27 protein-coding genes are annotated in these 25,014 nt (G+C 40.7%); 23 read left to right on the top strand and 4 right to left on the bottom strand.

The window, feature by feature from the left end; genetic code table 11:
* Positions 1 to 79 precede the first annotated feature (79 nt).
* The 18 genes from E7Y33_RS00570 (at position 80) to metK (ending at position 17,510) form a co-directional block, all read left to right on the top strand.
* Entirely contained in the window at positions 80 to 637 is a 558-nt protein-coding gene (locus tag E7Y33_RS00570; RefSeq protein WP_042767775.1) for a TetR/AcrR family transcriptional regulator, read from the top strand.
* A gap of 18 nt (positions 638 to 655) precedes the next feature.
* Positions 656 to 1,123, top strand: a complete 468-nt coding sequence (locus tag E7Y33_RS00565) for a deoxycytidylate deaminase (protein WP_000136994.1) — start codon at positions 656 to 658, stop codon at positions 1,121 to 1,123.
* A gap of 88 nt (positions 1,124 to 1,211) precedes the next feature.
* Positions 1,212 to 1,841 carry a uracil phosphoribosyltransferase gene (upp, locus tag E7Y33_RS00560; RefSeq protein ID WP_000515974.1) on the top strand — a complete coding sequence of 210 codons (630 nt, stop codon included), beginning with the start codon at positions 1,212 to 1,214 and terminating at the stop codon, positions 1,839 to 1,841.
* Positions 1,842 to 2,014: 173 nt separating this feature from the next.
* Positions 2,015 to 2,605: an ATP-dependent Clp protease proteolytic subunit ClpP gene (clpP, locus tag E7Y33_RS00555; protein ID WP_000613467.1), complete on the top strand. Its 591-nt coding sequence runs from the start codon at positions 2,015 to 2,017 to the stop codon at positions 2,603 to 2,605.
* 78 nt (positions 2,606 to 2,683) lie between these two features.
* Positions 2,684 to 2,953, top strand: a complete 270-nt coding sequence (locus tag E7Y33_RS00545; protein WP_139689341.1) for a YlbG family protein — start codon at positions 2,684 to 2,686, stop codon at positions 2,951 to 2,953.
* 88 nt (positions 2,954 to 3,041) lie between these two features.
* Positions 3,042 to 4,202, top strand: coding sequence for an ABC transporter substrate-binding protein (locus E7Y33_RS00540; protein WP_000726128.1), 1,161 nt, complete (start codon positions 3,042 to 3,044; stop codon positions 4,200 to 4,202).
* A gap of 119 nt (positions 4,203 to 4,321) precedes the next feature.
* Entirely contained in the window at positions 4,322 to 5,191 is an 870-nt protein-coding gene (locus E7Y33_RS00535) for a branched-chain amino acid ABC transporter permease (RefSeq protein ID WP_000941413.1), read from the top strand.
* A 3-nt stretch (positions 5,192 to 5,194) separates the two neighbouring features.
* Complete coding sequence (locus E7Y33_RS00530) at positions 5,195 to 6,151, top strand: branched-chain amino acid ABC transporter permease (protein ID WP_000856263.1); 957 nt, start codon at positions 5,195 to 5,197, stop codon at positions 6,149 to 6,151.
* Positions 6,151 to 6,915, top strand: a complete 765-nt coding sequence (locus E7Y33_RS00525) for an ABC transporter ATP-binding protein (protein WP_001186014.1) — start codon at positions 6,151 to 6,153, stop codon at positions 6,913 to 6,915. Before E7Y33_RS00530 ends, E7Y33_RS00525 begins: the two co-directional genes overlap by 1 nt.
* Positions 6,915 to 7,625: an ABC transporter ATP-binding protein gene (locus E7Y33_RS00520; RefSeq protein ID WP_139689340.1), complete on the top strand. Its 711-nt coding sequence runs from the start codon at positions 6,915 to 6,917 to the stop codon at positions 7,623 to 7,625. The genes E7Y33_RS00525 and E7Y33_RS00520 overlap by 1 nt, the downstream gene beginning before the upstream one ends.
* Before the next feature lie 285 nt (positions 7,626 to 7,910).
* Positions 7,911 to 8,567 carry a CBS domain-containing protein gene (locus E7Y33_RS00515; protein ID WP_045590807.1) on the top strand — a complete coding sequence of 219 codons (657 nt, stop codon included), beginning with the start codon at positions 7,911 to 7,913 and terminating at the stop codon, positions 8,565 to 8,567.
* Between the two features lie 110 nt (positions 8,568 to 8,677).
* Positions 8,678 to 9,773, top strand: a protein-coding gene (gene prfB / locus E7Y33_RS00505) for a peptide chain release factor 2 (RefSeq protein ID WP_096753628.1) whose coding sequence is annotated in 2 segments (ribosomal slippage) — positions 8,678 to 8,749 and positions 8,751 to 9,773 — 1,095 coding nt in all. Because the reading frame shifts where the segments join, the coding sequence is not laid out codon by codon here.
* A 17-nt stretch (positions 9,774 to 9,790) separates the two neighbouring features.
* Positions 9,791 to 10,483, top strand: coding sequence for a cell division ATP-binding protein FtsE (gene ftsE, locus E7Y33_RS00500; RefSeq protein WP_000022272.1), 693 nt, complete (start codon positions 9,791 to 9,793; stop codon positions 10,481 to 10,483).
* Complete coding sequence (gene ftsX, locus E7Y33_RS00495) at positions 10,476 to 11,402, top strand: permease-like cell division protein FtsX (protein WP_139689339.1); 927 nt, start codon at positions 10,476 to 10,478, stop codon at positions 11,400 to 11,402. The genes ftsE and ftsX overlap by 8 nt, the downstream gene beginning before the upstream one ends.
* 219 nt (positions 11,403 to 11,621) lie before the next feature.
* A complete protein-coding gene (locus E7Y33_RS00490; RefSeq protein ID WP_139689338.1) occupies positions 11,622 to 13,808 on the top strand; it encodes a PTS transporter subunit IIBC in 2,187 nt (728 codons plus the stop codon).
* A gap of 51 nt (positions 13,809 to 13,859) precedes the next feature.
* Positions 13,860 to 14,675: an endonuclease/exonuclease/phosphatase family protein gene (locus E7Y33_RS00485; protein ID WP_139689337.1), complete on the top strand. Its 816-nt coding sequence runs from the start codon at positions 13,860 to 13,862 to the stop codon at positions 14,673 to 14,675.
* A 131-nt stretch (positions 14,676 to 14,806) separates the two neighbouring features.
* On the top strand, positions 14,807 to 16,150 hold the full coding sequence (locus E7Y33_RS00480; protein ID WP_139689336.1) for a DEAD/DEAH box helicase: 1,344 nt from the start codon (positions 14,807 to 14,809) through the stop codon (positions 16,148 to 16,150).
* 169 nt (positions 16,151 to 16,319) lie between these two features.
* Positions 16,320 to 17,510, top strand: coding sequence for a methionine adenosyltransferase (gene metK, locus E7Y33_RS00475; RefSeq protein ID WP_139689335.1), 1,191 nt, complete (start codon positions 16,320 to 16,322; stop codon positions 17,508 to 17,510).
* 66 nt (positions 17,511 to 17,576) lie between these two features.
* On the opposite strand, the gene E7Y33_RS00470 is transcribed toward metK, so the two are convergent.
* Both E7Y33_RS00470 and E7Y33_RS00465 read right to left on the bottom strand, forming a co-directional pair.
* On the bottom strand, positions 17,577 to 17,876 hold the full coding sequence (locus E7Y33_RS00470; RefSeq protein WP_000767205.1) for a DUF1827 family protein: 300 nt from the start codon (positions 17,874 to 17,876) through the stop codon (positions 17,577 to 17,579).
* Between the two features lie 58 nt (positions 17,877 to 17,934).
* Positions 17,935 to 18,387, bottom strand: a complete 453-nt coding sequence (locus E7Y33_RS00465) for an NUDIX hydrolase (RefSeq protein ID WP_139689334.1) — start codon at positions 18,385 to 18,387, stop codon at positions 17,935 to 17,937.
* 176 nt (positions 18,388 to 18,563) lie between these two features.
* On the opposite strand from E7Y33_RS00465, the gene E7Y33_RS00460 reads away from it, so the two are divergent.
* Together E7Y33_RS00460 and E7Y33_RS00455 are read left to right on the top strand one after the other, a co-directional pair.
* The gene (locus tag E7Y33_RS00460) at positions 18,564 to 19,487 is read left to right on the top strand and encodes a helix-turn-helix transcriptional regulator (RefSeq protein ID WP_139689333.1); all 924 of its coding nucleotides are present in this window, start codon (positions 18,564 to 18,566) and stop codon (positions 19,485 to 19,487) included.
* 33 nt (positions 19,488 to 19,520) lie between these two features.
* Positions 19,521 to 20,135, top strand: a complete 615-nt coding sequence (locus E7Y33_RS00455) for a GyrI-like domain-containing protein (RefSeq protein ID WP_139689332.1) — start codon at positions 19,521 to 19,523, stop codon at positions 20,133 to 20,135.
* 42 nt (positions 20,136 to 20,177) lie between these two features.
* Here E7Y33_RS00455 and E7Y33_RS00450 read toward each other — a convergent pair whose 3' ends face one another.
* Both E7Y33_RS00450 and E7Y33_RS00445 read right to left on the bottom strand, forming a co-directional pair.
* Positions 20,178 to 22,436 carry an ATP-dependent Clp protease ATP-binding subunit gene (locus E7Y33_RS00450; protein ID WP_139689331.1) on the bottom strand — a complete coding sequence of 753 codons (2,259 nt, stop codon included), beginning with the start codon at positions 22,434 to 22,436 and terminating at the stop codon, positions 20,178 to 20,180.
* A 238-nt stretch (positions 22,437 to 22,674) separates the two neighbouring features.
* Complete coding sequence (locus E7Y33_RS00445; protein ID WP_000443577.1) at positions 22,675 to 22,905, bottom strand: DUF1797 family protein; 231 nt, start codon at positions 22,903 to 22,905, stop codon at positions 22,675 to 22,677.
* Positions 22,906 to 23,097: 192 nt separating this feature from the next.
* Between E7Y33_RS00445 and E7Y33_RS00440 the strand changes: the two genes are divergently transcribed.
* Genes E7Y33_RS00440 through E7Y33_RS00430 form a run of 3 tightly spaced genes read left to right on the top strand, consistent with a single transcriptional unit; the run spans position 23,098 to position 24,869 of the window.
* On the top strand, positions 23,098 to 23,781 hold the full coding sequence (locus E7Y33_RS00440) for an amino acid ABC transporter permease (RefSeq protein WP_139689330.1): 684 nt from the start codon (positions 23,098 to 23,100) through the stop codon (positions 23,779 to 23,781).
* Positions 23,781 to 24,515 carry an amino acid ABC transporter ATP-binding protein gene (locus tag E7Y33_RS00435; RefSeq protein ID WP_000140925.1) on the top strand — a complete coding sequence of 245 codons (735 nt, stop codon included), beginning with the start codon at positions 23,781 to 23,783 and terminating at the stop codon, positions 24,513 to 24,515. The genes E7Y33_RS00440 and E7Y33_RS00435 overlap by 1 nt, the downstream gene beginning before the upstream one ends.
* A 33-nt stretch (positions 24,516 to 24,548) precedes the next feature.
* Positions 24,549 to 24,869, top strand: a complete 321-nt coding sequence (locus tag E7Y33_RS00430; RefSeq protein ID WP_139689329.1) for a TfoX/Sxy family protein — start codon at positions 24,549 to 24,551, stop codon at positions 24,867 to 24,869.
* Positions 24,870 to 25,014 lie beyond the last annotated feature (145 nt).

Genomic DNA, 25,014 nt, shown 5'->3' with positions numbered 1-25,014 from the left:
CTTTTTTTACAATTATATCATGAAAGCCCTTGAAACAAAAGTACCACCTCTCTGTTGTCACAAGTAGAAAGAAATTGTTATGTCTGAACGTAAAATATCTGAAAAATCTCTTGAAAATCTCAGAAAATCAAATCAAGAATCCAATTTTTTAACCAGAGAAGCAATCGAGACGGCTCTTTTGCAACTTCTAGAGAAAAAGGACTTGGCCAAGATCAGCATTTCGGAGCTGGTCAAACGGGCGGGCGTCTCTCGTGCCGCCTTCTATCGTAACTATGACTCCAAAGAAGAGATTTTGGAAAGCGTCTTTAAACGCAGTGTTCATAATATCATGGAACAGCTCAGCCACTACGATGTTAAAACCGACCTCTATTTGGTCTGGGTTCACCTTTTCCGCGCAGCAAAGAAAGAAGCTAAGGTTATCCAATTTGCCCTGGACTACCACTTGGAAAAGATTTTCGTCCAAGCCATGCAGGAATTTCTGGAAAAATACCACGGGAAATCAAAAGGTGTTAGCAGCTACCTCCATTCCTTTTGGAGCTCTGCCATCGTATCAGTTCTGCTCAAATGGATCAAGGATGGCATGAAGGTTCCGGCTGAAAAGATTGCAGATTTACGCTTGCCATTTTTCAAAAAATAGGGGATAAGGAGAAGACTTATGACAGAAAAAAGACTGGCTTGGGATGAGTACTTTGCAGCCCAGGCTTTACTGATTGCCAATCGTTCGACCTGCAAACGTGCCAAGGTGGGAGCTGTCCTCGTTAAGGACAATAAAGTCATTTCAACAGGCTACAATGGTTCTGTATCGGGAACGGAGCACTGTATCGACCACGAATGTCTGGTCATTGAAGGACACTGTGTCCGAACCCTTCACGCCGAGGTCAATGCTATCTTGCAAGGAGCCGAACGAGGGGTTCCCAGAGGATTTACAGCCTATGTGACCCATTTCCCTTGTCTGAACTGCACCAAACAACTGCTTCAGGTTGGTTGCAAGCGCGTGGTTTATATCAACCAGTACCGAATGGATGACTATGCCCAGTACCTTTATCAAGAAAAAGGCACCGAGTTGACCCATTTACCATTAGAGACTGTTCAGACAGCTCTTCAAGAGGCAGATTTGATTTAAAAATTAATTAAAATAAATGGTTTAGACAGCTTTTTAAACCGTTTTTTGATATAATAAGAAGAATAAATTGAAAGAAGGAACTCAGAAAATGGGAAAAATTGAAGTCATTAATCATCCACTCATTCAACACAAATTGTCAATCTTGCGTCGTACAGACACTTCTACAAAAGCTTTTCGTGAACTAGTAGACGAGATTGCAATGTTGATGGGATATGAAGTACTTCGTGATCTTCCACTTGAAGACGTGGAAATCGAAACACCTATCACAAAGACCGTTCAAAAACAATTGGCTGGTAAAAAATTGGCGATTGTCCCAATCTTGCGTGCAGGTATCGGGATGGTAGATGGACTATTGAGCTTGGTTCCAGCAGCAAAAGTTGGACACATTGGTATGTACCGTGATGAAGAAACCCTTCAACCAGTTGAATACTTGGTGAAATTACCTGAGGATATTGACCAACGTCAAATCTTTGTCGTTGATCCAATGTTGGCAACAGGTGGCTCAGCAATCTTGGCAGTAGATTCGCTTAAAAAACGTGGCGCTTCAAATATCAAGTTTGTCTGCCTAGTATCTGCTCCAGAAGGAGTGAAAGCCCTTCAAGAAGCACACCCAGATGTAGAAATTTTTACTGCGGCCTTGGATGAACGCTTGAACGAACACGGTTATATCGTTCCAGGTCTTGGAGATGCTGGAGACCGCTTGTTCGGTACTAAATAAAATCCCAAAGTAAATAGTGAAACTAGAAGTTCGTTTTTGACTTGAAAGGAGGTTGAGTTTTTGTTTCTGTTTAGAGAATAGAGCAAAAATTTGACCTTTTTTGACCAAAAAGATATAATAGTTCTGTATTGAGTCGTAAGACTAAGAAAATTCAACATTAAAAGGAGAAATGAATGATTCCTGTAGTTATTGAACAAACAAGCCGTGGAGAACGTTCCTATGATATTTACTCTCGTCTTTTGAAAGACCGCATCATCATGCTAACAGGTCCCGTTGAAGACAACATGGCCAACTCCGTTATTGCTCAGTTGCTCTTCTTGGATGCCCAAGACAGCACAAAAGATATTTACCTTTATGTCAATACACCTGGGGGCTCTGTTTCAGCTGGTTTGGCAATCGTTGATACCATGAACTTTATCAAAGCGGATGTCCAAACAATCGTTATGGGGATGGCTGCATCCATGGGGACTGTCATTGCATCAAGTGGCGCAAAAGGCAAACGTTTCATGCTTCCAAATGCAGAGTACATGATTCACCAACCAATGGGTGGTACAGGTGGTGGTACCCAACAAACCGATATGGCAATCGCTGCAGAGCACTTGCTTAAAACTCGTAAGACTTTGGAGCAAATCCTTGCAGATAACTCTGGTAAATCAGTTGAGCAAATTCATGCAGATGCGGAACGTGATTACTGGATGAGTGCCCAAGAAACACTTGAATATGGCTTTATCGATGAAATCATGGCCAACAATTCTTTAAGCTAAGCAACCTAGAAAGCAAACTCGACGGAGTTTGCTTTTTTTGGTATAATAGGGGAAGATTTCTTAGAAAGAGGATTCCTCATGTTTGAAAAAACAAATCGATCAGGATTAATCATCTATCTCTACTATAATCGAGATGCAAAAAAACTTCAGGAATACGGAGATATCTGTTACCATTCCAAAAAACATCGTTACTTGCAGCTCTATGTTCCAACTGAGGAGCTAGATGACTTAGTTGAGAGATTAAGTAAGGAAAGATATATCAAGAAAATTAGACGTTGCCATATTCAAGAGCTAGAAACTCCCTTCGTTGGGAATCTCTATCGGACTGAAGAAAACGTTATTTTTTAAAAAAGTTAAACAAATACATTGACAATTTTCTGATAATTCGGTATATTCTTAACATACAATTTTTGAAACAACTATAAGGAGATTAAAAATGAAGAAAAAATTTGCCCTATCTTTTGTGGCTCTTGCTAGTGTGGCTCTTCTTGCTGCCTGTGGAGAGGTCAAGTCAGGAGCGTCAAACACAACTGGAAATCCAGTAGACGAAAAAACAATTAAAATCGGTTTTAACTTTGAAGAGACAGGTGCTGTGGCAGCTTACGGTACAGCTGAACAAAAAGGTGCCCAACTTGCCGTAGACGAAATCAATGCTGCAGGTGGAATTGATGGGAAACAAATCGAAGTTGTAGACAAAGACAACAAGTCAGAAACTGCTGAAGCAGCTTCTGTTACAACGAACCTTGTTACCCAATCAAAAGTAGCAGCTATTGTAGGACCTGCGACATCTGGTGCAACTGCTGCAGCTGTAGCTAACGCTACTAAAGCTGGAGTGCCATTGATTTCACCAAGTGCTACTCAAGACGGTTTGACCAAAGGTCAAGATTACCTATTTATCGGAACATTCCAAGATAGCTTCCAAGGGAAGATTATTTCTAACTATGTAACAAACAAATTGAATGCTAAGAAGGTTGTTCTTTATACTGACAACGCTAGTGACTATGCAAAAGGTATTGCTAAATCATTCCGCGAAGCCTACAAGGGTGAGATTGTAGCAGATGAAACATTCGTAGCAGGTGATACTGACTTCCAAGCAGCCCTTACTAAAATGAAAGACAAAGAGTTTGACGCTATCGTAGTTCCAGGTTACTACACAGAAGCTGGTAAAATTGTAAACCAAGCTCGTGGTATGGGAATTGATAAGCCAATCATTGGTGGTGATGGATTTAACGGTGAAGAATTTGTTCAACAAGCAACTGCTGAAAGAGCATCAAACATTTACTTCATCTCAGGATTCTCAACTACTGTTGATGTTTCTGCAAAAGCTAAAGCTTTCCTTGAAGCATACCGTGCTAAATACAACGAAGAGCCTTCAACATTCTCAGCTTTAGCCTATGACTCAGTTTACCTAGTAGCAAATGCTGCAAAAGGTGCTAAAAACTCAGGTGAAATCAAGGACAACCTTGCTAAAACCAAAGATTTTGATGGTGTAACTGGTCAAACAAGCTTTGATGCTGACCACAATACAGTGAAAACTGCTTACATGATGACCATGAACAATGGTAAAGTTGAAGAAGCAGAAGTTGTAAAACCATAACATTAGAATAGTAATTGAAATGGGGAATGAGCCTTTGACTCACTCCCTGTTTCGGTGTTTATGAACTTGTGAAAATAATGAAATTTTCTAAAAAATAACGATAGAAAAGAGTGAATGCTATGCTCCAACAGCTTGTGAATGGTCTAATTCTGGGTAGTGTTTATGCACTTTTGGCTCTGGGTTATACCATGGTTTATGGAATTATCAAACTCATCAACTTCGCCCACGGTGATATTTACATGATGGGTGCCTTTATTGGTTACTTTTTGATTAATTCTTTCCAAATGGATTTCTTTTTAGCTTTAATTATTTCAATGGCAGGAACCGCACTACTTGGTGTTGTGATTGAGTTTCTTGCCTACCGTCCTTTACGACACTCTACACGTATTGCTGTATTGATTACTGCCATCGGAGTGTCTTTCCTACTGGAATACGGAATGGTTTATCTAGTAGGCGCCAATACTCGTGCCTTCCCTCAAGCAATTGAAACAGTCCGCTTTGACTTGGGACCAATTAGCTTGACAAATGTTCAATTGATGATTTTAGCAGTTTCTGTACTCTTGATGGTTTTATTGCAATTGATCGTTCAAAAAACAAAAATGGGGAAAGCCATGCGTGCGGTATCAGTTGATAGTGATGCAGCTCAATTGATGGGAATTAATGTAAATCGTACAATCAGCTTTACCTTTGCTTTGGGTTCAGCTCTTGCAGGTGCAGCAGGTGTCCTCATTGCCCTTTACTACAACTCTCTTGAACCTTTGATGGGTGTGACTCCAGGTCTAAAATCATTCGTTGCGGCCGTACTGGGTGGTATCGGGATTATTCCTGGTGCAGCTCTAGGGGGATTTGTGATTGGCTTGTTGGAAACTTTTGCTACTGCCTTCGGTATGTCTGATTTCCGTGATGCTATCGTATATGGAATCTTGCTTTTGATTCTGATTGTTCGACCTGCAGGTATCCTTGGTAAGAATGTGAAAGAGAAGGTGTAAACAATGAAGACAAATCTTAAAGTAAATATTCTCTGGTTATTCCTTCTGTTAGCGGGTTATGGATTGATTAGCGTACTGGTTTCTGCTGGCGTTCTCAATCTATTCCATGTCCAAATTTTAGAACAAATTGGGATTAATATCATCCTTGCAGTAGGCTTGAACTTAATCGTTGGTTTTTCAGGACAATTCTCACTTGGTCATGCAGGTTTTATGGCGATTGGGGCTTATGCAGCAGCGATTATTGGTTCAAAATCACCAACCTATGGTGCTTTCTTTGGAGCGATGGTCTTGGGCGCTTTGATTTCTGGTGCAGTCGCTTTGCTCGTTGGAATTCCAACTCTACGCTTGAAGGGGGACTATTTGGCCGTCGCGACACTAGGTGTTTCAGAAATCATTCGTATCTTTATCATTAATGGTGGAAGTTTGACCAACGGTGCTGCTGGTATCTTGGGTATCCCTAACTTCACAACTTGGCAAATGGTTTACCTTTTTGTGATTATCACAACTATTGCAACCCTTAACTTCTTACGTAGTCCGATTGGACGCTCTACTCTATCTGTTCGTGAGGATGAGATTGCTGCGGAGTCCGTTGGGGTAAATACTACAAAGATCAAGATTATCGCTTTTGTCTTTGGTGCCATTACAGCAAGTATTGCTGGTTCTCTTCAGGCAGGATTTATCGGTTCAGTTGTACCAAAAGATTATACTTTCATCAACTCAATCAACGTTTTGATCATTGTTGTATTTGGAGGACTTGGTTCTATTACAGGTACGATTGTTTCTGCGATTGTTTTGGGAATTTTAAATATGCTCCTTCAAGATGTGGCTAGCGTACGTATGATCATTTACGCTTTGGCTCTTGTATTGGTTATGATTTTCAGACCAGGTGGACTTCTTGGAACATGGGAATTGAGTCTATCACGTTTCTTTAAAAAATCTAAGAAGGAGGGACAAAACTAATGGCATTACTTGAAGTTAAACAGTTAACCAAACATTTTGGCGGTCTAACAGCTGTTGGAGATGTCACTCTTGAATTGAACGAGGGAGAATTGGTTGGTTTGATTGGACCAAACGGAGCTGGAAAAACAACCCTTTTCAATCTCTTGACGGGTGTTTATGAACCAAGCGAAGGTACTGTCACATTAGATGGTCACCTCCTAAATGGGAAAACTCCCTATAAGATTGCGTCACTTGGTCTCAGTCGTACTTTCCAAAATATTCGTTTGTTCAAGGACTTGACAGTTTTGGAAAATGTTTTGATTGCATTTAGTAATCATCATAAACAACATGTCCTTGCGAGCTTCCTACGCCTACCAGCTTTTTATAAGAATGAGGAAGAATTAAAAAGCAAAGCTTTGGACTTGCTGAAGATTTTTGATTTGGATGGCGACGCAGATACTCTTGCTAAGAATCTGGCCTATGGCCAACAACGTCGATTAGAAATCGTTCGTGCTCTAGCAACTGAACCTAAAATTCTCTTTTTGGATGAACCTGCAGCTGGTATGAATCCACAAGAAACAGCTGAATTGACAGAATTGATCCGTCGTATCAAAGATGAATTTAAAATTACCATCATGCTTATCGAACATGATATGAATTTGGTTATGGAAGTCACTGAGCGTATCTATGTTCTTGAATATGGTCGGTTGATTGCTCATGGGACTCCGGATGAGATCAAGAACAACAAACGCGTTATCGAAGCTTATCTAGGAGGTGAAGCCTAATGTCTATGTTAAAAGTTGAAAACCTCTCTGTGCATTATGGTATGATCCAAGCAGTTCGTGATGTAAGTTTCGAGGTTGATGAAGGTGAAGTTGTTTCCTTGATTGGTGCCAATGGTGCTGGTAAAACAACCATTCTTCGTACCCTTTCAGGTTTGGTTCGTCCAAGTGCTGGTAAAATTCAGTTTTTAGGAAAAGAAATTCAAAAGTTGCCTGCGCAAAAAATCGTGGCAGGTGGTCTTTCACAAGTTCCTGAGGGACGCCATGTTTTTCCAGGCTTGACTGTTATGGAAAATCTAGAAATGGGAGCTTTCTTGAAGAAAAATCGTGAAGAAAATCAAGCCAACTTGAAAAAAGTTTTCTCACGCTTTCCACGTCTTGAAGAGCGTAAAAACCAAGATGCGGCAACTCTTTCAGGTGGTGAACAGCAGATGCTTGCTATGGGACGCGCTCTCATGTCTACACCTAAGCTCCTTCTCTTGGATGAGCCGTCAATGGGACTTGCCCCAATCTTTATCCAAGAAATTTTTGATATCATTCAAGATATTCAGAAGCAAGGAACAACGGTTCTCCTAATTGAACAGAACGCTAACAAGGCCCTTGCTATCTCTGACCGTGGTTATGTACTTGAAACAGGAAAGATTGTCCTATCAGGAACAGGAAAAGAACTCGCAGCATCAGATGAAGTCAGAAAAGCATATCTAGGTGGCTAAAAAGGTCCGGGGGACCTTTTTAGTCGGCGGATAAGAATTGTGCAGCAATTCTCCTTTAGTCCGGGGGACCTTTTTAGTCGGCAGATAGAGATTGCGTAGCAATTTCCTAAGTGATGAAATAAAACCGAATGAGGATTGCTAATCCTTCATTCAGAGAGCTCGAAATCAGAGCTCTTTTTTGTAAGAGGTTATTTTTTAGTGTCTTGAAAAAGAGATGAAAGCGTTTGATAGATTTTCTAAGAAAGTGTATAATAAAAGTAGCAATAATATAGAAGGAGAAGTCTCATGGCAGTTAAAGATTTCATGACCCGTAAGGTAGTTTATATCAGTCCAGATACGACTGTAGCACACGCAGCAGATTTGATGCGCGAGCAAGGTTTGCACCGTTTACCTGTTATAGAAAACGATCAATTAGTCGGATTAGTAACAGAAGGAACCATTGCGGAAGCCAGCCCATCTAAAGCAACCAGTCTCTCTATCTACGAGATGAATTATCTTCTGAATAAAACCAAAGTAAAAGATGTAATGATTCGAGATGTCGTGACGGTTTCTGGCTATGCTAGTCTAGAAGATGCGACCTACCTGATGCTGAAAAATAAAATTGGGATATTACCAGTTGTAGACAATCATCAGGTCTACGGCGTCATCACAGACCGCGATGTTTTTCAGGCTTTCTTGGAAATCGCCGGATACGGAGAAGAGGGGATTCGCGTTCGTTTCATTACAGAAAATGAAGTCGGAGTACTGGGGAGAATTGTAGCTCTAATTGTAGAAGAGGATTTAAATATTTCCCATACTGTTAACATTCCACGTAAGGATGGTAAGGTTGTCATCGAAGTTCAAATTGATGGAAAAATTGATTTGACTGCATTAAAGGATAAGTTTGAAAAAGAAGGAATTCAAGTGGAGGAGATTACTCATACCTCTGCTAAAGTCCTTTAAACAAGAGGCTTTAGAGCCTCTTTTCTTCTGCCATCAAAAGCGGTGAAAAGCAAAATATGGAAAGAAATGAGAGATTATGGTATAATAAAACGATATGAAAAGGAGTATCTATGGACATTTCAGAAATTCGTCAAAAAATTGACGCAAATCGTGAAAAATTAGCTTCTTTTAGGGGGTCTCTTTGACCTTGAAGGATTAGAGGAAGAGATTGCCATCTTGGAAAACAAGATGACAGAACCTGATTTTTGGAACGATAATATCGCGGCCCAAAAAACGTCGCAAGAATTAAATGAATTAAAAAACACCTACAACACCTTCCGTAAAATGGAAGAGTTGCAGGATGAAGTTGAGATTTTATTGGACTTTTTAGCAGAAGACGAGTCAGTCCATGATGAACTGGTCGAACAGTTGACAGAACTGGATAAGATGATGACCAGCTATGAGATGACCCTTCTCTTGTCAGAACCTTATGACCATAATAATGCAATCTTGGAAATCCATCCAGGATCTGGTGGTACTGAGGCACAGGACTGGGGCGATATGTTGCTTCGTATGTATACTCGTTATGGAAATGCCAAAGGCTTTAAAGTAGAAGTATTGGATTACCAGGCTGGTGATGAAGCGGGTATCAAATCTGTGACCTTGTCTTTTGAAGGACCCAATGCATACGGCCTACTTAAATCAGAAATGGGTGTTCACCGTTTGGTCCGTATTTCGCCATTTGACTCTGCCAAACGCCGCCATACTTCATTTACATCCGTAGAGGTTATGCCTGAGTTGGATGATACCATCGAAGTGGAGATTCGTGAAGATGATATCAAAATGGATACATTCCGTTCAGGTGGCGCTGGTGGACAAAATGTCAATAAGGTTTCAACAGGTGTGCGTTTGACACACATTCCTACGGGAACTGTCGTCCAATCAACAGTCGATCGTACCCAGTATGGAAATAGAGATCGTGCCATGAAGATGTTGCAGGCTAAGCTCTATCAAATGGAGCAAGAAAAGAAAGCTGCGGAAGTTGATTCCCTTAAAGGTGAGAAAAAAGAAATCACATGGGGAAGCCAAATCCGTTCTTATGTTTTCACGCCTTATACTATGGTAAAAGATCACCGTACAAGCTTTGAAGTTGCTCAGGTAGATAAGGTGATGGATGGAGACCTTGATGGTTTTATCGATGCCTACCTCAAGTGGCGAATCAGCTAAGATAGAAAGGAACTCATATGTCAATCATTGAAATGAGAGATGTTGTCAAAAAGTATGACAATGGAACGACTGCCCTGCGTGGTGTATCTGTTACTATTGAACCAGGAGAGTTTGCCTATATCGTAGGACCTTCTGGAGCAGGTAAGTCAACCTTTATTCGAGCTTTATATCGAGAAGTAAAGATCGAAAAAGGAAGCCTATCAGTTGCAGGCTTTAATTTAGTTAAAATTAAGAAGAAAGATGTCCCGCTTCTACGTCGTAGTGTAGGGGTAGTCTTTCAGGATTACAAACTTTTGCCTAAGAAGACCGTTTATGAGAATATTGCCTATGCAATGGAAGTAATTGGTGAGAGCCGTCGCAATATCAAAAAACGTGTTATGGAAGTATTGGACCTGGTTGGTTTGAAACATAAGGTTCGCTCTTTCCCTAATGAACTCTCAGGTGGAGAGCAGCAACGGATTGCGATTGCTCGTGCGATTGTCAACAATCCTAAAGTATTGATTGCCGATGAACCAACAGGAAACTTGGACCCAGATAATTCATGGGAAATTATGAATCTGTTGGAACGCATCAATCTCCAAGGTACTACTGTCTTGATGGCAACCCACAATAGCCAGATTGTAAATACCTTGCGCCACCGTGTCATTGCCATTGAAAATGGCCGTGTCGTTCGTGACGAAGCTAAAGGAGAATATGGATACGATGATTAGTAGATTTTTTCGCCATTTATTTGAATCATTAAAAAGTTTAAAACGAAATGGCTGGATGACAGTAGCAGCAGTGAGTTCGGTTATGATTACCTTGACACTTGTTGCCCTGTTTGCATCTGTAATTTTTAATACAGCAAAACTGGCTACCGACATTGAAAACAACGTTCGGGTTATGGTTTACATTCGTAAGGATGTAGCTGATAACAGTGAAACGATTGAAAAAGAAGGTCAGACAGTTACCAATAATGACTACCACAAGGTCTATGATGCTTTGAAAGCTATGCCTGCTGTAAAAAGTGTCACCTTCTCAAGTAAAGAAGAGCAATACCAAAAATTGACGGAAACAATGGGGGATGATTGGAAGGTCTTTGAAGGGGATGCAAATCCTCTCTATGATGCCTATATCGTCGATACAAATTCTCCGAGTGATGTTAAAACGGTAGCTGAAGAAGCTAAGAAAATTGAGGGAGTATCAGAGGTTCAAGATGGTGGAGCCAACACTCAACGACTTTTCGAACTAGCTTCCTTTATCCGTGTTTGGGGATTAGTTATTGCAGGGCTCTTGATTTTTATCGCAGTCTTCCTCATTTCCAACACTATTCGTATCACCATTATTTCACGTAGTCGTGAGATTCAGATCATGCGTCTGGTAGGAGCGAAAAATGGCTATATCCGTGGTCCATTCTTGCTAGAAGGTGCTTTTATTGGCTTGCTTGGTGCAGCAATTCCTTCAGTCCTTGTATTCTTTGTTTACAATATGGTTTATCAATCGGTCAATAAATCCTTGGTAGGTCAAAACTTGTCAATGATTACGCCAGATGTGTTTATCCCTCTGATGACAGTCCTATTATTTATAATCGGAATTTTCATTGGTTCAATTGGTTCAGGGATTTCGATGCGTCGATTCTTGAAGATCTAGTTGGATTTAAATGTAAATTGCAGTACAAATCAGAAAAATAATACATATTTAAAAGAGAAGTTTTTGTAAACTTCTCTTTTTCCTTTTTAAAAATTTAAAAAAATAGACAATTTTTTTATAAAAGCCTTTACAAAAAAAATAAAAGTGGTATAATTAATACATAACCAAATGCAAACGTTTTCGTAAAACGTTTGCCTAAATAAAATAAAGGAGATTTGAATGATGAAAGCTACATTCAAAAATGTCTTGTCTTTCGAATTTTGGCAAAAATTCGGTAAGGCTTTAATGGTGGTTATCGCCGTTATGCCAGCGGCGGGATTGATGATTTCAATCGGTAAATCACTTGTTATGATTAACCCTAACTTTGCACCACTTGTAATTACTGGTGGTGTACTAGAGCAAATCGGTTGGGGGGTTATCGGTAACCTTCATATTTTGTTTGCCCTTGCTATCGGAGGAAGCTGGGCAAAAGAACGTGCAGGTGGTGCATTTGCAGCCGGGCTTGCCTTTATCTTGATTAACCGTATCACAGGTACTATCTTCGGTGTTACAGGTGATATGTTGAAAAATCCAGAAGCTATGGTAACAACTCTCTTTGGTGGATCAATCAAAGTTTCTGATTACTTTATCAGTGTTATGGAAGCACCAGCTCTTAACATGGGGGTTTTCGTAGGGATTATCTCTGGTTTTGTAGGGGCAACTGCCTTTAACAAATACTACAACTACCGTAAACTTCCTGATGCACTTTCATTCTTCAACGGGAAACGCTTCGTACCATTTGTAGTTATTCTTCGTTCAGTAATCGCTGCAATTTTACTTGCTGCCTTCTGGCCAGTAGTGCAAACAGGTATCAATAGCTTTGGTATCTGGATTGCCAACTCACAAGAAACTGCTCCAATCCTTGCGCCATTCTTGTATGGTACATTGGAACGTTTGCTCTTGCCATTTGGTCTTCACCACATGTTGACAATCCCAATGAACTATACAGCTCTTGGTGGAACATACGAAATCCTTACTGGTGCAGCTAAAGGAACTCAAGTATTTGGTCAAGACCCACTTTGGCTTGCTTGGGTAACAGACCTTGTTAACCTTAAAGGTTCAAATGCTGACCAATACCAACACCTTCTTACAACTATCACTCCAGCTCGTTTCAAAGTTGGACAAATGATCGGTTCATTCGGTATCTTGATGGGTGTTATCGTTGCTATCTACCGTAATGTTGATGCAGACAAGAAACACCAATACAAAGGTATGATGATTGCGACAGCCCTTGCGACATTCTTGACAGGGGTTACTGAACCAATCGAGTACATGTTCATGTTCATCGCAACTCCTCTTTACCTTGTATACTCACTAGTTCAAGGTGCTGCCTTTGCTATGGCGGATATTGTTCACCTTCGTATGCACTCATTCGGTTCTATCGAATTCTTGACTCGTACTCCGCTAGCTATCAATGCTGGTCTTGGTATGGACATCATTAACTTTATCTGGGTAACTGTCCTCTTTGCAGTCATCATGTACTTCATTGCCAACTTTATGATCAAGAAATTCAACTACGCAACTCCAGGACGTAACGGAAACTACGAAACTGCTGAAGGAGCATCAGAAGAAGCAGCTTCTGGAACTCCAAAAGTTGCAGCAGCTTCTCAAGCCGTAAATATCATTAACCTTCTTGGTGGGCGTGCAAACATTGTTGATGTAGATGCATGTATGACTCGTCTTCGTGTAACTGTTAAAGATGCAGATCGTGTTGGTACTGAGGAACAATGGAAAGCAGAAGGCGCTATGGGACTTGTCATGAAAGGACAAGGTGTCCAAGCTATCTACGGACCAAAAGCTGACGTATTGAAATCTGATATTCAAGATATTCTTGACTCAGGTGAAATTATTCCTGAAACCCTTCCAAGCCAAATGACTGAAGCTCAACAAAACACCGTACACTATAAAGGTGTAACAGAGGAAGTTTACTCAGTGGCTGACGGTCAAGTTGTTGCCTTGGAACAAGTGGAAGATCCAGTTTTTGCTCAAAAAATGATGGGTGATGGATTTGCAGTAGAACCAGCAAATGGTAACATTGTATCTCCAGTTACTGGTACTGTATCAAGTATCTTCCCAACAAAACACGCTCTTGGTCTTGTCACTGACTCAGGTCTTGAAGTGCTTGTTCATATTGGTTTAGATACAGTAAGTCTTGAAGGAAAACCATTTACTGTTCATGTCTCTGAAGGACAAAAAGTGGTTGCTGGTGATCTTCTTGTCACAGCTGACTTAGATGCTATTCGAGAAGCAGGACGCAAAACATCAACAGTGGTTGTCTTCACAAATGGTGATGTCCTCAAATCAGTTAAATTAGAACAAACAGGTTCTCTTGCAGCTAAAACAGCAGTTGCTAAAGTAGAATTGTAATATACTTGGGGTTGGAAGCTGTTTTCCAACCTCTTGTTTTAGGAGAAAAGCATGAAATTTCTAACACTCAATACTCACAGTTGGATGGAGAAGGAAGCAGAGGAAAAATTCCAAATCTTACTCCAAGATATTCTCGATAAGGACTATGATTTGATTTGTTTTCAAGAAATTAATCAAGAAATGACTTCGCCTGAGGGAGAGGTTAATAATCACTATCAAGCTTTACCATCAGCAGAACCCATTCATCAGGATCACTATGTCCGACTCCTGGTTGAAAAATTGGCTGAGAAAGGGAAAAGCTACTACTGGACTTGGGCTTACAATCATATTGGCTATGACCGCTACCATGAAGGCGTAGCAATCTTGTCCAAAACACCTATCAAGGCACGTGAGATTTTGGTATCAGATGTAGATGATCCAACGGACTACCATACTCGCCGTGTTGCTTTGGCTGAGACAGAGGTTGAAGGCAAGGAACTTGCTCTTGCAAGCGTTCATCTCTCTTGGTGGGATAAAGGTTTCCAAGAAGAATGGGCACGATTTGAGGCTGTACTAAAAGAGTTGAACAAACCTCTGATTTTAGCAGGTGATTTTAATAATCCAGCTGGTCAGGAAGGCTATCAAGCGATTTTAGCTAGCCCATTAGGATTACAAGACGCGTTTGAAGTTTCGAAAGAAAGAAGTGGTAGCTACACCGTTCCACCAGAAATTGATGGTTGGAAAGGCAATACCGAGCCATTACGAATCGACTACGTCTTTACGACCAAAGAGTTAGAAGTAGAGAGTTTGCAAGTAGTTTTTGATGGTCAAAATAGCCCACAAGTCAGTGATCATTATGGTTTGAATGCTGTATTGACCTGGAAATAATGAAAGAGGTTGGAATCAGAGGTTCCAACCTTTTAAGCTACTTGAATCTTTACTACAGAACTGAGACTCAAATGGGACTACTGCAATAGGACAAAATATGGTATAATTGAAAGGATAGAATCGAGGATAGTATGTCATTTAAGAAATTTCAATTTAAAAATTATATAGTAGAAGCCTTGGAGGAGTTGAAGTTTACGACTCCTACCGAAGTTCAGGAAAAGTTGATTCCTATTGTCTTGGCAGGTCGTGACTTGGTGGGCGAGTCGAAAACTGGTTCGGGAAAGACTCACACTTTCTTACTACCCATTTTTCAGCAATTAGATGAAACCAGCGATAGTGTGCAAGCAGTGATTACGGCTCCAAGTCGTGAGTTGGCTACTCAAATCTACCAAGCAGCTCGTCAGATTGCAGCTCACTCAGATGTCGAAGTTCGTGTGGTTAATTATGTGGGTGGTACGGATAAGGCGCGTCAGATTGAAAAACTTGCTAGCAACCAACCACATATCGTTATCGGAACGCCAGGTCGCATCTATGATTTGGTCAAATCTGGTGATTTAGCTATTCACAAGGCCAAGACCTTTGTCGTCGATGAAGCCGATATGACCTTGGATATGGGATTCTTGGAAACCGTTGATAAGATTGCAGGTAGCCTTCCAAAAGACTTGCAATTCATGGTCTTTTCAGCAACTATTCCACAAAAATTGCAACCGTTCTTGAAAAAATACTTGTCAAATCCTGTCATGGAAAAAATCAAGACTAAGACAGTTATCTCAGATACGATCGATAATTGGTTGATTTCGACCAAGGGCCGTGACAAGAACGCTCAAATTTACCAGCTGACTCAGTTGATGCAGCCTTATTTGGCAATGATTTTTGTTAACACAAAAATGCGTGCTGATGAGTTACATGCCTACTTGACTGCTCAAGGATTGAAGGTGGCTAAGATTCATGGAGATATTGCTCCTCGTGAACGCAAGCGAATCATGAACCAGGTGAAGAACCTTGATTTTGAGTACATTGTTGCAACAGACTTGGCAGCGCGTGGAATTGACATTGAAGGGGTCAGCCATGTTATCAATGATGCCATTCCGCAAGACTTGTCTTTCTTTGTTCACCGTGTTGGACGTACTGGGCGCAACGGACTGCCTGGTACAGCTATTACCCTTTACCAGCCTAGTGATGACTCGGATATCCGTGAGTTGGAGAAATTAGGGATCAAGTTTACTCCTAAGATGGTCAAAGACGGAGAGTTTCAAGATACCTATGACCGTGATCGTCGTGCCAACCGTGAAAAGAAGCAGGATAAGCTTGATATTGAAATGATTGGCTTGGTCAAAAAGAAAAAGAAAAAAGTCAAACCAGGTTATAAGAAGAAGATTCAATGGGCGGTGGATGAAAAACGCCGCAAAACCAAGCGTGCTGAAAATCGTGCTCGTGGCCGTGCCGAGCGAAAAGCCAAACGCCAAACGTTTTAAAAACACAGTAGAATCACCTGATTCTACTGTGTTTTTATTTAGAGAAAATACTGCAAAAAAAAGTAAAAAGTGGTATAATGATAAGGTTATATAGTCCCGATAAGATGGTAGAAATTTCTATCAGTACTTTGTAACTCTATAACAATATTTTTTAAGGGGGGACATTTTTATGTCAGAACGTAAATTATTCACGTCTGAATCTGTATCTGAGGGGCATCCAGATAAGATTGCAGACCAAATTTCAGATGCGATTTTGGATGCTATTTTAGCAGAGGACCCAGAAGCGCACGTTGCTGCTGAGACAGCTGTTTATACTGGTTCTGTCCACGTTTTTGGTGAAATTTCGACAAATGCCTATGTGGATATCAACCGTGTGGTTCGTGATACCATTGCAGAGATTGGCTATACCAATACCGAGTATGGTTTTTCTGCGGAGACAGTGGGAGTTCATCCTTCACTTGTTGAGCAGTCACCAGATATCGCACAAGGTGTGAACGAAGCCTTGGAAGTTCGTGGGAATGCAGATCAAGATCCACTGGACTTGATTGGAGCTGGAGACCAAGGTCTCATGTTTGGATTTGCAGTGGACGAAACAGAGGAACTTATGCCATTACCAATTTCACTTAGTCACAAACTGGTTCGTCGTTTGGCGGAACTTCGTAAATCTGGTGAAATCAGCTATCTTCGCCCTGATGCTAAATCACAAGTTACAGTTGAGTATGATGAAAATGACCGTCCAGTGCGCGTGGACACAGTCGTTATTTCAACTCAACACGACCCAGAAGTCAGCAACGAACAAATTCACAATGATGTGATTAGCAAGGTTATCAAGGAAGTTATTCCAGCATCTTACTTGGATGAGCAAACCAAATTCTTCATCAATCCAACTGGTCGCTTTGTAATCGGTGGACCTCAAGGGGACTCAGGCTTGACTGGTCGTAAGATCATCGTGGATACCTATGGTGGCTACTCTCGTCATGGTGGAGGTGCCTTCTCTGGTAAGGATGCGACTAAAGTGGACCGTTCAGCTTCTTATGCAGCTCGCTACATTGCCAAGAACATAGTTGCAGCAGGTCTTGCTAAGAAGGCAGAAGTTCAATTGGCCTACGCTATCGGTGTGGCGCAGCCTGTTTCTGTTCGTATCGATACTTTTGGTACAGGAACAGTAGCTGAAAGCAAGCTTGAAAAAGCAGCGCGTCAAATCTTTGACCTTCGCCCTGCAGGAATTATTCAAATGCTGGATCTCAAACGCCCAATTTACCGTCAAACAGCGGCTTATGGACACATGGGACGTACAGATATTGACCTTCCATGGGAACGTTTGGACAAGGTAGACGCTTTGAAAGAAGCTGTGAAATAAAAAAGATTGGTAGTATACAACTACCAATCTTTTTTGCAAAAAAAAACCAGCTTTTGGCTGGTCTTCTTATTTTATAGGGATTGAAATCTCAATCAATTTATCTGAATAAAGCGTCTTGATATTGGCTTCATCAATGCTTCCTTTATCGATTTTACGTTTTAAGAAGAAGTCTTGGATGGTTTCGATTTCAGGTTCACGAATAGCACGGTGTTTGTTGGAAATGAGGATTTCATAGTGAAGCGGGGCCTGTGTGAAAACTACATCTGTGTTTCCAGCAGAATAGACCTCGACAAGAGTTGCGTCTGTGCTTTCTAATTGGCTTTTAACAAGTTGCGAGTGTGAGTTTGTCGTATTGATAAGCTTCATAACAGTTCCTCCGATTTTCTAACTCTATTATAGCACTTTTTGGATAAAATCGTGTATTTTAGCCAATTCCATGCTGGATTTTCCAAGCTTCAATTCCCCATTTATGGCTACCACGTTTGAGCTTTTCAATAGCCTCGTCAATAGGGAACCAAGCAATATGATTAAAATCTTCCAATGGTTTTTGTGCTTCTTTGAAAGAAATAGCTTCATAGAGATACGCTGGATTGTAGTAGTAGGTATCACGGTGGCGAGAGTAGAAATACTCATCAGCTTGTCCATAATAGGTTCCAATCTCAGCTGTAAAGCCAAGTTCTTCGATTAGTTCTCTCTTCAGTGCTTCTTGATGATCTTCGCCTGCTTCAATCTCTCCACCTGGCAAGAACCAAGCACCATTGGGAGCTTGAACTAAAACGATTTGTTTTTTTTCAGGATCAGGAATAACTGCGTAAACACCATAGCGGTGCTGGTAGGTCACATTCTCTTTTTTTTCACCAAAAGTGGGATTTTCCATTGTATTTTCCTCATTCTCTAGTATCTTTATTATTATCATAATGGACGAGGGGCAAGCTGTCAAGAATAAACCAACGAACTTGTGCAGAAAAAGCTACTTTGTTTGGATTAATATTTGTCTCGTTAAACTTTCTAGACCTAGTACTATAACTGGTATAATGAAAGAGAGGTGATTTTATGGTAGAATCAAGACTATTTCGTATCCTATATCTACTTTTAGAAAAAGGTAGTACAACGGCTCCTGAATTAGCCCGATTATTTGAAGTATCTGTACGAACGATTTATCGTGATATTGAGCGGTTGAGTATGGCGGGGATTCCCATTTATTCGATACCTGGGAAGGCGGGCGGAATCTTTTTAATGAAGAACTTTGTTCTGGATCGCACTTTGGTATCTGAGGATGAAAAAATAGAACTTCTGTCAGCTTTGCAAGGGATTCAAGCCCTGACTGATGAAAGGCAAGACCTGTTGCTTGAAAAGTTGGAATCTATTTTTCAAGTTTCTCCCAGCCCTTGGATAGAAGTAGACTTGACTGACTGGAGAAAGCGAGAAGGTCAAAAAGAATTATTTGATAACATCAAACATGCTATTCTAGAGAAAAGGCGACTGGTAATCACTTATCTGGGTGGGAGTGGTCAGAAAACGGTTCGTACAGTTGAACCCTTTAGACTCGTATTTAAAAAGAGAGATTGGTACCTTCATGCCTACTGTTGTTTGAAGGAAGAGTGGCGTTTTTTCAAATTGTCTAGAATTAGAAACTATCACCTAACAACTGAAACTGTGAAGCAGAAAAATGTGGAGGATTGGGTTGATGGTTCAGATCAAGTGGCACATCAAATCGAAGTTTCCTTGAAGTTTAGTCCCAAGCTTGCTTTCCGGGTTTATGAAGATTTTTCAGAAGATGAGATTAGCTTGGGGAAAGATGGGTGTTATTATGTCAAGACAGTCCTACCAGAGCATGAAAGTATGTATACTTACCTCCTGTCTTATCTAGATGGGGTGGAAATACTCGCCCCCAATCATCTAAAGAAGGGATTTCTTTCTAAATTAGAAAAAATCCAAAAACTTTACAAACCTGGACAAAAGGTGTCAAGGTTTTAATGCTATACTAGAGATAGAAAGGAGAAGAACCAAATGAAATACGAATGGAGAAAAGAAGCGAAAGCTCTTTATCAAGTGAAGGCTAGGCCCACTATCTTGCAGGTACCTGGTCAATCCTATATCGTAATCGATGGTAAAGGTGATCCAAATCAAGAAGATTTTTCAGAATGCGTAGGGACCTTATATGCCTTAGCCTATGCGATAAAGATGAAGTATAAAAAAGATCCTCTGGATGAGGTTTACACTGATTTTACTGTCTTTCCTTTAGAAGGTGTATGGAAAAAGGAGAAGGAAGGAGAACTGGTGAAAAGTGAGCTTTCTTATAGCATTATGATTGGGCAACCCGGTTTTATTACGAGAGAACTATTTGAAAAAGCTTTGGAAGAGGTCATAATCAAGAAGCCAAATATTCTCTATGAGGCAATTCGTTTTGAAAAAATAGAAGAAGGTCAAAGTCTTGCCATGCTTCATGTAGGACCTTTTGATACAGAAAATGAGACTTTTGCAGAGATGGAGCATTTTTGTCAACTTCATAAACTCAAAAGAACTTCGGAAGTCCACCGAGAAATTTATCTCAATAACCTTCATCGAACGGAGCCAAGCAAATTGAAAACAATTCTTCGCTATCAAGTTCAAGAAGAGAATTAAAAAAAGAACAGGAAATCTTGTTTCCTGTTCTTTTTATGAGATTTATTCTTCTCTTTCAGAAGCAATCTCTTCTGTTTTTTCAGTTTTTTTGGCAGATTTGATTTGAATATTGCCATTGCTTGTCATAACTGCCTTGAGGTCTTTCTCACTTGGGTTTTCAAGGTAGTAGTCTGTGATGGCATCCTCGATATGGTCTTGAATGGTGCGGCGGAGTGGGCGCGCCCCCATTTTTGGATCATATCCCAAGTCAACCAACTTTTCCTTGACCTTGTCAGTCACATCGAGGTGGATATTGTTGCTAGAGAGGCGTTTGTTGACATCCGCTAGCATGAGTTCGACGATTTGGAGAAGGTTGTCCTTGCTGAGAGGTTTAAATTCGATAATGCCGTCAAAACGGTTCATAAACTCTGGACTAAAGAAGTTGCCGAGTTCACCGAGAACAGAGTTGGTTCGACCCTCACGAGCAGCTCCAAAACCAACGCTGGCTTCGGCCTTACCAGTACCCGCATTTGAGGTCATGATAATGATAGCATCCTTAAAGCTAACTGTTCGTCCTTGCCCATCAGTCAAACGACCATCGTCCAAGACTTGAAGGAACATGTGCATCACATCTGGGTGGGCTTTCTCGACCTCATCAAGAAGGATGAGTGAGTAAGGATTGCGACGAACTTTTTCAGTCAGTTGACCAGCTTCGTCATAGCCTACATAGCCTGGAGGGGCACCGACTAATTTAGCCACACTGTGTTTTTCCATGTATTCACTCATATCAAAGCGAATCATACTGTCAGCAGAACCAAAAAGTTCAATGGCTAGTTGTTTGGAAAGTTCTGTTTTACCGACACCAGTTGGTCCGACAAAGAGGAAACTTCCGATTGGACGGTTAGGAGTTCCAAGACCAACACGATTACGACGGATGGCTTTGGCAATCTTATCGACAGCTTCATCTTGACCAATGACATGAGCTTTGAGGTCGTCTGCTAGATGGATGAGTTGAGACTGTTCTTTTTCTTTGAGTTCTCCAACAGGGATATTGGTTTTTTGCTCAATGATATGTTCGATTGTTTTTTCGCTGATGATTGGAGTATCCTGATCGGTCACCTTGTTCTTTTGCATTTCTTTGTACTTGGCAATCTGATCGCGGAAATAAGCAGCCTTTTCAAAGTCTTCCTCTCGTGTAGCTTGCGCCTTGAGATTTTCAGCTTCAATTAAACGCTGATCAATCACTTTAGGATCAACAAAGTTCAGTGTCAGATTCATCTTTGAACCGGCTTCGTCCAAAAGGTCAATAGCCTTGTCAGGTAAGAAGCGGTCTTGGATATAGCGGTTGGAAAGATTTGCAGCAGCTTCGATAGCAGCATCAGTATACTTGACGTGATGGTAGTCTTCGTATTTCTTTTGAACCCCTTTGAGGATGATAATGGTTTCTTCGACAGTTGGTTCATCTACCTTGACAGGCTGCATACGGCGCTCTAGAGCAGCATCTTTTTCAATGATGCGGTATTCATTGAGAGTAGTGGCACCAACCATTTGCAATTCACCACGGGCAAGAGCAGGTTTGAGGATATTTCCTGCATCCATATTGCCATCGCCAGCAGATCCTGCACCAACAATTTCATGGATTTCATCGATAAAGAGAATGATATCCTCGCGTTCGCGGATTTCTTCCATGAGTTTTTGCATACGTTCTTCAAATTGGCCTCGAATCCCTGTTCCTTGGACTAGACTGACCACATCCAGACGGATGACCTGCTTGCCTTGGAGTTTATGAGGAACATCGCCATCGACAATCTTCTGAGCTAAACCTTCGACAACGGCTGTTTTACCAACACCTGGTTCTCCGATAAGGACAGGATTGTTCTTGGTTCGACGGTTGAGGATTTCGATAACGCGGATAATCTCCTCATCTCGACCAATAACAGGGTCAATATCTCCTCGACGAGCTATTTCAGTCACGTTGATACCATATTCCTCTAGGAGTCCTCTTTCTTGGCTAGGAGGTGTTTGAAGCGGGCCTCGGTTTTGAGGTCCATAACCACCGTTTCCTCCATATCCCCCACCAGATTGAGTTGGAGGGACGTTATTTGAAGAAGGTTTGAAATTGTTCAAATCATTGAAAAAGTCGCCGAAAGGATCAAAGTCACGATTGTTTAGGTCAGTCATTCCTTTAAAGAGGGTATTGTTTGGGTCTGTTTTGATAATTTTATAGCAATTTTGACAGAGATCAATTTGCTTTTGCTGTCCATTGATATTGGTATACAGATGAATTGTTGAGTCGTTAATTTTACAGTTTTGACAGAGCATACATCTACCTCATTTCATTCTTATTCTTGGCCTAAGAAAAAAGGTCAAAAATAGTCAAAGTTTTATACTCTCATTATAGCATGATTAAGGTGTAAAGCAAGTAAAAAGATTGGGAAGTGGTCGTTTTTAAAAGAGGGATTTATGGAGAATCCAGCGACATTGGAGGTAAGAAAAAATCCCATTTGTGGTGACAAAAAGGATTCTCATTCATCGGGACTTACTGCCCGCTGTTTTTATATTAGTAAAGGAGTTCGTAGATCTCCATTGCAATCAAATCAATGCTATCAAAGGTATAAGTTTCACGAGCCTCTACATCGCGAAGGGTGAAGAGTGATCCGTTTTCTTCGTCGTGGCTGTATGCAACTTCTGCGACGACAACTCCTTCACGTTCAAAATTACGTTTTAGATTTCCGCCATCTTTTGTCATAGCTTCTAGGCGGTTGATGATTCTAACCAAATGTGATTCCATTATGATTCTCCTCCATTTCTTATCGTTACTATTTTACCATAAACAAGAGGTAGTTGACTAGAAAAAAACTGTGATTTCTCTCTATTTCTCTATTCTATCAAGTTAATTGTTAAAATTAGGGGAAAAAGGATTGCATTTTAATTCAATTCATGTTATAATCATACAATCTAACACATAGAAAGTTGATCGAATATGAATTTTTCTTTTTTACCAAAGTATTTACCTTATTTTAATTATGGTGCTCTTGTCACGGTAGTGATTTCAATTCTGGTAGTCTTTTTTGGTACCATTCTAGGTGTCTTATTGGCCTTTGCTCAACGTTCACGTTTTAAACCTCTTGTCTGGTTTGCAAATGTGTATGTATGGATTTTCCGTGGTACTCCAATGATGGTTCAGATTATGATTGCCTTTGCTCTTATGCATATCAACGCTCCAACTATCCAAGTGGGGATTTTAGGAGTTGATCTTTCTCGTTTGATTCCTGGTATTCTGATTATTTCTATGAACAGTGGAGCTTACGTTTCAGAAACTGTTCGTGCGGGGATCAATGCGGTTCCTAAAGGGCAGTTAGAGGCCGCTTACTCTCTTGGTATTCGTCCGAAAAATGCCATGCGTTATGTCATTTTGCCACAAGCTATCAAGAATATTCTTCCAGCTCTGGGAAATGAATTTATCACCATTATCAAGGATAGTTCCCTCTTGTCGGCAATTGGGGTGATGGAGTTGTGGAATGGTGCAACGACTGTAGCGACAACAACTTATTTACCGTTGACTCCCCTTTTATTTGCAGCCTTTTACTATTTGATTATGACCTCTGTTTTGACAGTGGCGTTGAAAGCATTTGAAAAACATATTGGACAAGGAGACAAGAAATAATGACAGAAACCTTGATTAAAATTGAAGAACTACATAAGTCTTTTGGGAAAAATGAAGTTTTAAAAGGCATCAACCTTGAGATTAAACGAGGAGAAGTTGTGGTCATTATCGGTCCGTCAGGGAGCGGGAAATCAACCCTCCTTCGTTCGATGAATCTACTTGAAGAAGCAAGTAAAGGCAAGGTTATCTTTGAAGGAGTTGATATCACAGATAAGAAAAATGACCTTTTTGCCATGCGTGAAAAGATGGGCATGGTATTCCAACAATTCAACCTCTTTCCCAATATGACAGTGATGGAAAATATCACTTTATCACCAATTAAAACCAAAGGTGAAAGCAAGGAAGTTGCGGAGAAAAGAGCACAGGAACTGTTAGAAAAAGTTGGCTTGCCAGACAAGGCGACGGCCTATCCACAGAGTTTGTCAGGTGGTCAGCAACAACGGATTGCCATTGCACGTGGACTTGCTATGGAACCAGATGTTTTGCTCTTTGATGAGCCGACTTCAGCACTAGACCCTGAGATGGTTGGTGAGGTTCTAGCTGTTATGCAAGACCTCGCTAAATCAGGGATGACCATGGTGATTGTGACTCATGAAATGGGCTTTGCGCGTGAGGTAGCAGACCGTGTTATCTTTATGGCGGATGGAGTTGTTGTCGAAGATGGAACACCAGAGGAGATTTTCGATCAAACAAAAGAACAACGGACCAAGGAATTTTTGAGTAAGGTTTTGTAAGACCTCATTTTTAGAAGAAATGGAGTAGGCATCATGGCTTCCAGTAAAGAATATTTAGATTTTATTCTCGAACAGCTATCAGAGCTAGAGGAGATGAGTTATCGTCCAATGATGGGAGAGTATATCCTTTATTATCGTGGAAAGATTATTGGAGGAATCTACGATAATCGTTTGTTACTGAAGCCTGTGAAGGTGGTCTTGGATCAACTGGGACAGACTAGGTTTGAACGTCCTTATGAAGGAGCTAAGGAGATGATTTTACTAGACGACCTTGAAGATAAGTCATTTCTAGCGAAACTAATCAAGGATATGTATGAAGTCTTACCGGCTCTAAAAGTTAAAAAGAAAGCATGACAGATTTGCCTATATAAATAGGCGCTAAAAGCTCGACAAGAGCTTTTTCTTATAGTTTCAAACTATAAGCTCTATTAGTCAAGAAATGTTAGAATGACAAGGTATTTTTTGTTATAATAGGGGATATCTGATAGAAAAGAGAAGA

The sequence above is a fragment of the Streptococcus oralis genome, from assembly GCF_006175905.1.
GTDB lineage: Bacteria > Bacillota > Bacilli > Lactobacillales > Streptococcaceae > Streptococcus > Streptococcus oralis_BG.
Note: the sequence above shows the minus strand (reverse complement) of the source record. Positions and strands in the feature narration are given on the sequence as shown.

What these genes read in the sequence shown, in the direction of transcription:
- E7Y33_RS00570 (WP_042767775.1), top strand. Translation starts at nt 80, where the DNA reads ATGTCTGAACGTAAAATATCTGAAAAATCTCTTGAAAATCTCAGAAAA.
- E7Y33_RS00565 (WP_000136994.1), top strand. Translation starts at nt 656, where the DNA reads ATGACAGAAAAAAGACTGGCTTGGGATGAGTACTTTGCAGCCCAGGCT.
- upp (WP_000515974.1), top strand. Translation starts at nt 1,212, where the DNA reads ATGGGAAAAATTGAAGTCATTAATCATCCACTCATTCAACACAAATTG.
- clpP (WP_000613467.1), top strand. Translation starts at nt 2,015, where the DNA reads ATGATTCCTGTAGTTATTGAACAAACAAGCCGTGGAGAACGTTCCTAT.
- E7Y33_RS00545 (WP_139689341.1), top strand. Translation starts at nt 2,684, where the DNA reads ATGTTTGAAAAAACAAATCGATCAGGATTAATCATCTATCTCTACTAT.
- E7Y33_RS00540 (WP_000726128.1), top strand. Translation starts at nt 3,042, where the DNA reads ATGAAGAAAAAATTTGCCCTATCTTTTGTGGCTCTTGCTAGTGTGGCT.
- E7Y33_RS00535 (WP_000941413.1), top strand. Translation starts at nt 4,322, where the DNA reads ATGCTCCAACAGCTTGTGAATGGTCTAATTCTGGGTAGTGTTTATGCA.
- E7Y33_RS00530 (WP_000856263.1), top strand. Translation starts at nt 5,195, where the DNA reads ATGAAGACAAATCTTAAAGTAAATATTCTCTGGTTATTCCTTCTGTTA.
- E7Y33_RS00525 (WP_001186014.1), top strand. Translation starts at nt 6,151, where the DNA reads ATGGCATTACTTGAAGTTAAACAGTTAACCAAACATTTTGGCGGTCTA.
- E7Y33_RS00520 (WP_139689340.1), top strand. Translation starts at nt 6,915, where the DNA reads ATGTCTATGTTAAAAGTTGAAAACCTCTCTGTGCATTATGGTATGATC.
- E7Y33_RS00515 (WP_045590807.1), top strand. Translation starts at nt 7,911, where the DNA reads ATGGCAGTTAAAGATTTCATGACCCGTAAGGTAGTTTATATCAGTCCA.
- ftsE (WP_000022272.1), top strand. Translation starts at nt 9,791, where the DNA reads ATGTCAATCATTGAAATGAGAGATGTTGTCAAAAAGTATGACAATGGA.
- ftsX (WP_139689339.1), top strand. Translation starts at nt 10,476, where the DNA reads ATGATTAGTAGATTTTTTCGCCATTTATTTGAATCATTAAAAAGTTTA.
- E7Y33_RS00490 (WP_139689338.1), top strand. Translation starts at nt 11,622, where the DNA reads ATGATGAAAGCTACATTCAAAAATGTCTTGTCTTTCGAATTTTGGCAA.
- E7Y33_RS00485 (WP_139689337.1), top strand. Translation starts at nt 13,860, where the DNA reads ATGAAATTTCTAACACTCAATACTCACAGTTGGATGGAGAAGGAAGCA.
- E7Y33_RS00480 (WP_139689336.1), top strand. Translation starts at nt 14,807, where the DNA reads ATGTCATTTAAGAAATTTCAATTTAAAAATTATATAGTAGAAGCCTTG.
- metK (WP_139689335.1), top strand. Translation starts at nt 16,320, where the DNA reads ATGTCAGAACGTAAATTATTCACGTCTGAATCTGTATCTGAGGGGCAT.
- E7Y33_RS00470 (WP_000767205.1), bottom strand. Translation starts at nt 17,876, where the DNA reads ATGAAGCTTATCAATACGACAAACTCACACTCGCAACTTGTTAAAAGC.
- E7Y33_RS00465 (WP_139689334.1), bottom strand. Translation starts at nt 18,387, where the DNA reads ATGGAAAATCCCACTTTTGGTGAAAAAAAAGAGAATGTGACCTACCAG.
- E7Y33_RS00460 (WP_139689333.1), top strand. Translation starts at nt 18,564, where the DNA reads ATGGTAGAATCAAGACTATTTCGTATCCTATATCTACTTTTAGAAAAA.
- E7Y33_RS00455 (WP_139689332.1), top strand. Translation starts at nt 19,521, where the DNA reads ATGAAATACGAATGGAGAAAAGAAGCGAAAGCTCTTTATCAAGTGAAG.
- E7Y33_RS00450 (WP_139689331.1), bottom strand. Translation starts at nt 22,436, where the DNA reads ATGCTCTGTCAAAACTGTAAAATTAACGACTCAACAATTCATCTGTAT.
- E7Y33_RS00445 (WP_000443577.1), bottom strand. Translation starts at nt 22,905, where the DNA reads ATGGAATCACATTTGGTTAGAATCATCAACCGCCTAGAAGCTATGACA.
- E7Y33_RS00440 (WP_139689330.1), top strand. Translation starts at nt 23,098, where the DNA reads ATGAATTTTTCTTTTTTACCAAAGTATTTACCTTATTTTAATTATGGT.
- E7Y33_RS00435 (WP_000140925.1), top strand. Translation starts at nt 23,781, where the DNA reads ATGACAGAAACCTTGATTAAAATTGAAGAACTACATAAGTCTTTTGGG.
- E7Y33_RS00430 (WP_139689329.1), top strand. Translation starts at nt 24,549, where the DNA reads ATGGCTTCCAGTAAAGAATATTTAGATTTTATTCTCGAACAGCTATCA.